The organism is Colwellia sp. 6M3 (assembly GCF_014077595.1).
Lineage (GTDB): Bacteria > Pseudomonadota > Gammaproteobacteria > Enterobacterales > Alteromonadaceae > Cognaticolwellia.
On the sequence record NZ_JACGWF010000152.1, the window covers coordinates 1 to 4,825 of the forward strand.

Genomic DNA, 4,825 nt, shown 5'->3' on the forward strand with positions numbered 1-4,825 from the left:
CATTTATCCTCATGAAAAAGTAGAACACTTAATTCTTTAAAATTTATAGTAAAGATTCATCTCAGCCTATACAAGTAATTATTTCTGCTGACATTAGTCTTGGAATTTACTCATGAACATAATTGAAAATCTCAACAATACTGAATTGATCCAGTGTTTTAAATACAAAAAAACCTAAACGAATACGTTTAGGTTTTTGGTATTTAAAGCGTAGTTTATAAGTGAACGTTAACTTTTTGTTCGTTTAGCCATTTTTTTCGCTTTCGCTTTCTTTTGTGCCACGGTTCTTTTCACTTTGGTCTTTTTGGTGGCAACACGTGCTTCTTTATATTTCGGTCTTAACGTTTCTATAACACGTCTTGGTAAGCGCTCTTTAATGTAGCGTTCGATTTTACCTATAACAGCCATATCATGTGCTTCAACTAATGAAATAGCGGTGCCTTTGTTGCCAGCACGACCTGTACGGCCAATGCGATGCAAATATATATCAGCAGTGCGTGGCATATCAAAATTTATTACATGAGTTATATCGTCAATATCTAGACCACGTTCAGCTACATCGGTTGCCACTAAAACATTTACCGTACCATTGCGTAAACGTTCTACTGAGGTGTTACGTTTGTCTTGTTGCATTTTGCCTTCAAGCCATACGCAAGGCATGTTTTCAGCATAAAGTTTGCCTGAAAGATACTGTACGGTTTCACGTTTATTAGCAAAAACAAGTACACGTTCAACTTCTTCTTGCTGCAATATGTTCATCAATAAGGCGAATTTATGATCTTTGTCGTCAGCTAAGTGCATCCACTGGTGTATTTTTGCTTTTTCTTTACGAGAAGGATTTGCTTCTAAAAATACCGGGTCGTTTAAAAGTTCGCGAGAAAAACGCACCACAGCAGCACCTTCGAGTGTTGCAGAAAATAGCATGGTTTGTTTACGCCAGCGTGCTTCGCCAACAATACGATTAATGGTTTCAGCAAAGCCCATTGCAAGCATGCGGTCAGCTTCATCTAAAATCAAAATTTCAATTTCACGGCTATCAAACTGTTCGCTTTCAATGTATTCCATTAAACGGCCAGGTGTAGCAACTAAAATATCGGTGTTACCTGTTAGCACTTCTTTATGGCTGCCATAATTAACACCACCGGTAATAACTGCAGATTTAATGCTGGTTAGTGCGGTTAATTTCTCACATTGTTCATGAGTTTGTATGGCAAGTTCGCGTGTTGGTGACAAAATTAGTACACGCGGAAAGCCGGATCCACGACGAGGATAGTCGAGTAAGTGCTGAGCAGCGGGTAAAAGGAAAGCCGCTGTTTTTCCGGTTCCTGTTGGGGCTGAAGCTAATACGTCTTTACCTGTCATAGCGACTGGAAGTACTAATTCTTGGATAGACGTTGGCTTTTTAAAGCCTGCATTTTCAACGCCGCCTAATAATGCGGAATCTAGGTCAAACTGCTCAAACATGTAATAATTTTCTTTGGGGATTAATAACGCGGATTATAATGGCAAAATCAAATTTATCCTAAAGATCTTGCCAAATTTGTCTATTTATTATGATATTTAGCTTATTCTGCTAGAATATCTGTGATTTCAAGGTTAATTTGTTGGCACCAAAGTTTAATACGCTCTTCACTGGCATTGTATTGATTGTCTTCATCTAGTGCTAAACCAACAAATTGTTGTTTGTTTTCGGTTAACGCTTTCGATTCTGCAAATTCATAACCTTCATTTGGCCAATAACCGATAACATAACCACCTTGAGCCAGTACTTGTTCATGTAACATGCCTAATGCATCTTGAAACCAATCGGTGTAGCCAATTTGATCGCCCATGCCATATAAGGCAATTATTTTACCTTCGAGATCTATATTGGCAATTTCAGGCCAGTGTGACTCCCAATCTTCTTGAATTTCACCATAGTCCCAAGTAGAAATACCTAAAATTAAAATATCGTGATTTTCCATTTCAGCTAATGGCGTATCTTTAATATTAAATAAACTGACAATATCAGCACCGAATTCTGCTTGAATTTTTTCTGCTGCTATTTCGGTATAACACGTGGTTGAGCCGTAAAATAATGCGATGTTCATTAATAAGTTACCGAGTTTTATACAAACCACTTTCGATGGTTGGTGAGCTAATGGCGAGATTTTAACAAAATCTCAGTAAATAAGAAGCTTTGCATGACCAGAGAATTAAAACCTTTATTGTAAATATTCGTTATCGATGGACTTAGTGTTATTGCAATTATAGTGTTTTCACTGTAATTTTAGCGGCATTAGAGCGGTCTTTGTATTTTACTAAAATTGCAATTGTAATTTTCCGCTAGTTTCCGCTTATTTATTAAGGTATGGATTTACTTATGTATCAGAAATTTTTATTGGTTGCAGCACTTGGCGTGCTGAGTTTAACTCACAATGTTGCTGCTTATGCCGAACCGGCTTCAACATCTAATAATAGTGTAATGTTAGCCCAGATAGAGTCACCAGAGGCCGCAGCGGTAAAAGCAAAGCTTACACAATCTTTAGGCTTTAATGTTGCGAGTATTAAACCATCAAAGATGGTAGGTGTTGTAGAAGTGCTAACCGATCAAGGTTTATTTTATGCAAGTGCTGACGGTAACTTCTTATTACATGGGAAAATGTACGGGATAGGCCAGAACGTCAGTAACTTAACTGAAGAAAGCCTAGCGCAAGTTCGTGTTGAAGGTATGGTTAAGTTCTCTGATGCTATGATCGTCTACCCAGCAAAAAACGAAAAACATGTAGTGACAGTATTTACTGATATTACCTGTGGTTACTGTCGTAAAATGCATGAACAGATAGACGACTACAACGACAAAGGCATAACTGTTCGCTATTTAGCGTATCCACGTGCAGGTGTGAAAGACCGTTCTGGTGGTTATTCACAGGGCTTTAAAGATTTACGCTCAATATGGTGTCATGAAGATGCGCAGTCGGCGTTAACAAAAGCGAAAAGTGGTTCTACGGTTGCTGCACGTATTTGTGAAATGCCTATTGAAGAAGAGTTTAACTTTGGCCGTCAAGTTGGTGTAACAGGTACACCTGCTATTATACTTGAAAATGGCATGATGGTGCCAGGTTATCAAGACCCAGATAAGCTATTTACGTTACTAGAAACCACTCAACAAGGTGGTTAATAGCAAAACGATTAAGTAACTTCTTAGGTTTGGTCTAACAGTATTTCTATAAGAAAATGGCAAGTAATCACTTGCCATTTTTGTTTCTAGCGTTTCACATAATAAGGTGCATCATGCATAAAGAGATCATACGTCGAGATCAGGTAAACGATGAGCATTTACCTGCTACCTTGCATCCTATTGTTCGACAAATATATGCACGTCGTGGTGTTACCAGTAAAGATCAACTTGAATTAACCGCGTCTCATTTATGTGCTGTTGATACTTTAAAAGGTTTGCCAGAGGCTTGTGAGCTTTTATATCAAGCGCTCAAAGATAAAAAAAATATTACCGTAATAGGTGACTTTGATGCTGATGGCGCTACTAGTACCGCGCTAATGATGGAAGCATTACGAATGTTAGGCTCTACAAATCATCATTTTTTAGTGCCTAATCGGTTTAAATATGGTTATGGCCTAACCCCTGAAATAGTTGATATTGCGGCTTCACAAGGCGCGCAAGTATTAGTCACCGTTGATAATGGCATTAGTTGTATCGCTGGCGTTAAAAGAGCAAAAGAATTAGGGCTACAAGTCGTGGTTACTGATCACCATTTACCCGGTGCAGAAACACCCCCTGCCGATGCCATTGTTAACCCTAACCAACGCGGTTGTAATTTTGCCAGTAAATCGTTAGCCGGAGTGGGTGTGGCGTTCTACTTTATGTTGGCATTAAGAAAATATTTGCGTGAACAAAACTGGTTTGAGCAACAAGGTGTTAAAGAACCTAATATAGCGCAATTACTTGATTTAGTTGCTTTAGGCACAGTCGCTGATGTGGTGTCACTTGATGCTAATAATCGCATTTTAGTTGAACAGGGATTAAAACGAATTCGTGCTGGTGCTACTCGACCAGGCATACAGGCACTAATTGAAATTGCCGGCAAAAATCAGCAAAAATTAGTGGCGAGTGATTTTGGTTTTGCCTTAGGACCGCGAATAAATGCAGCAGGGCGTCTAGATGATATGGCTTTTGGTATTAATTGTTTACTAGCAAATGACTTGTCTACTGCAAGAGTTATGGCAGCCGATTTAGATGATTTAAATAAAGCGCGCAGAGAAATAGAACAAGGCATGCAAATTGAGGCTGAGCAAGTTTTAGCTAGCCTAAAGTTTAGTGAAGACAATTTACCTAATGGTATAAGTTTGTTTCATAGCGATTGGCATCAGGGTGTTATTGGTATTGTTGCAGGGCGGTTAAAAGAAAAATATCATCGTCCTAGTATTGTTTTTGCTAAAGGTAATGATGATCTAGAAAGTAATAGTATTGAAACTAACAATACCGAGATTAAGGGCTCCGCACGATCCATTCCTGGCTTACATATTCGTGATTTATTAGAGTACATTGACAGTCAGCATCCCGGAATTATTATAAAGTTTGGCGGGCATGCTATGGCAGCTGGTTTGTCGATAGAAGCTGATCAGTTTCAACAGTTTTCGATTCTCTTTGAAAAATATGCTCAGCAATGGCTAAGTGAAGAAGCACTTACCGGGATAATCTCTTCAGATGGTGAGCTATTAACCAACGATATGACTCTAGCCTTTGCAGAAATATTACGTGAAGCTGGCCCCTGGGGACAAAATTTTCCAGAACCGGTATTTGATGATGTTTTTAACTTAGTGCAAC

At 38.7% G+C, this 4,825-nt stretch carries 4 protein-coding genes; 2 read left to right on the forward strand and 2 right to left on the reverse strand.

Annotated features, from left to right (window positions below; all coding sequences use genetic code 11):
• Nucleotides 1-228: 228 nt before the first annotated feature.
• Together srmB and fldB are read right to left on the reverse strand one after the other, a co-directional pair.
• Nucleotides 229-1,464, reverse strand: coding sequence for an ATP-dependent RNA helicase SrmB (gene srmB / locus H4J50_RS18435; RefSeq protein ID WP_182257627.1), 1,236 nt, complete (start codon nucleotides 1,462-1,464; stop codon nucleotides 229-231).
• Between the two features lie 101 nt (nucleotides 1,465-1,565).
• Nucleotides 1,566-2,090 carry a flavodoxin FldB gene (gene fldB / locus H4J50_RS18440; protein ID WP_182257628.1) on the reverse strand — a complete coding sequence of 175 codons (525 nt, stop codon included), beginning with the start codon at nucleotides 2,088-2,090 and terminating at the stop codon, nucleotides 1,566-1,568.
• 272 nt (nucleotides 2,091-2,362) lie between these two features.
• Here fldB and dsbC point away from each other — a divergent pair, with 272 nt between their 5' ends.
• Nucleotides 2,363-3,160 carry a bifunctional protein-disulfide isomerase/oxidoreductase DsbC gene (gene dsbC, locus H4J50_RS18445; protein ID WP_182257629.1) on the forward strand — a complete coding sequence of 266 codons (798 nt, stop codon included), beginning with the start codon at nucleotides 2,363-2,365 and terminating at the stop codon, nucleotides 3,158-3,160.
• Between the two features lie 113 nt (nucleotides 3,161-3,273).
• Nucleotides 3,274-4,825: single-stranded-DNA-specific exonuclease RecJ (gene recJ / locus H4J50_RS18450; protein ID WP_182257630.1), on the forward strand; the 1,552-nt coding region annotated here is incomplete at its 3' end.